This window comes from Streptomyces carpinensis (assembly GCF_002154505.1).
Lineage (GTDB): Bacteria > Actinomycetota > Actinomycetes > Streptomycetales > Streptomycetaceae > Streptomyces > Streptomyces carpinensis.
The window spans coordinates 1-1,477 of record NZ_MUBM01000616.1 but is presented as its reverse complement, the minus strand read 5'-3'; the positions used below and the strand labels follow the sequence as shown (position 1 = coordinate 1,477).

Annotated in this window: 1 protein-coding gene; it reads left to right on the top strand. The window is 70.5% G+C overall.

What is annotated here, in order from left to right; genetic code table 11:
- Window positions 1-288 precede the first annotated feature (288 nt).
- The gene (locus BZY54_RS47055; RefSeq protein WP_086731434.1) at window positions 289-1,293 is read left to right on the top strand and encodes a LacI family DNA-binding transcriptional regulator; all 1,005 of its coding nucleotides are present in this window, start codon (window positions 289-291) and stop codon (window positions 1,291-1,293) included.
- The last annotated feature ends 184 nt before the right edge of the window (window positions 1,294-1,477 follow it).

Below are 1,477 nucleotides of genomic sequence, written 5' to 3'. Positions count from 1 at the left end.
ATGTTTACGTAAACATCGACCGTGAAAAAAAAGCGCGCGATGCGCTGTAATGTTTACGTAAACATCCGATGGCGGCATGTCTACACTGCCCCGATGGCGACGGTCAAGAGGTCCCAGGGAACAGTGGAGCGTGGACGGGAAGGCGGCTGATGACCTGTGGACAGGGCTTCGAGAACCTCGGCGAACGTGACCAGCCCTGCCACCGAGGCCGCCGAGACCACCGGTGAACAGGGTGACGCCACCCCCAAGCGCGCCCGGGCCCGACGCCGTGACCGGACCACGGCGTCCATGGCCGACGTGGCACGTCTGGCAGGTGTCTCCTCTCAGACCGTCTCCCGGGTGTCCAACGGCTACGCCGGAGTGAACGAGGAGACCCGCCGGGCGGTGCTCTCGGCGATGAAGGAACTCGGTTACCGGCCCAACAGTGCGGCCCGCGCCCTCAAGCGCGGCGAGTTCCGCACCATCGGCGTCATCACCTTCACGCTGGCCACCACCGGGAACGTGCGCACGCTCGAGGCGATCGCCACCTCCGCGGCGCACGAGGGCTACGCGGTGACACTGCTGCCTGTCGCGATACCCACCCAGGACGAGGTGCGCGGCGCGTTCACCCGTCTGGAGGAACTCGCTGTCGACGCGGTGATCGTCATCATGGAGGTCCACCTGCTCGACGCGGCGACGATCACGCTGCCGCCGCATGTCCAGGTCGTCGTCGTCGATTCCGACGCCGGTGACCACTACACGGTCGTCGACACCGACCAGGCCGGCGGTACCCGCACCGCCGTCCGGCATCTACTGGACCTCGGCCACCAGACGGTCTGGCACCTCGGCGGCCCGGAGGGCTCCTTCGCCGCGCAGCGCCGCGCGGACACCTGGCGCGCCGCCCTCACCGAAGCCGGACATGTCCCGCCGCCGCTGGTACGCGGGGACTGGACAGCGGAATCGGGCTACCGCGCCGGCCTTGAACTCGCCGCCCGCGAGAACTGCACGGCCGTCTTCGCCGCCAACGACCAGATGGCCCTCGGACTGCTGCGCGCCCTGCACGAACGCGGTCGGCGTGTGCCAGAGGACGTCAGCGTCATCGGCTTCGACGACATCCCCGAGGCGTCCTCCTTCCTGCCCCCACTGACCACCGTCCACCAGGACTTCGCCGAGGTGGGACGGCTGTGCGTCGAGGCCGTGCTGCGCAAGATGCGCCGGGAGGGGCCGGAACGGGGTACGACCCTCGTGCCCACCCGGCTGGTCCTGCGGGCGAGCACGGCGCCGCCACCCGGGCGGGACGCGGAGCGGCCGTGACCACCGCACGCCGGACCGGGACGCATACCTCTTCGGCCGCTGATCGGGCATCCGGCCGATGCCACCGGCCCGGCTGCCGGGAAGGCGGCTGACGCGCAGGCCCGGGGCAGAAGCCTCGGCGGGAAGAGGTGTGCCCGGTCGCCTGTCCGGTGGCGGCGCCGTACGCCGCGGGGGGTGCCGGCCA

What these genes read in the sequence shown, in the direction of transcription:
- BZY54_RS47055 (WP_086731434.1), top strand. Translation starts at nt 289, where the DNA reads ATGGCCGACGTGGCACGTCTGGCAGGTGTCTCCTCTCAGACCGTCTCC.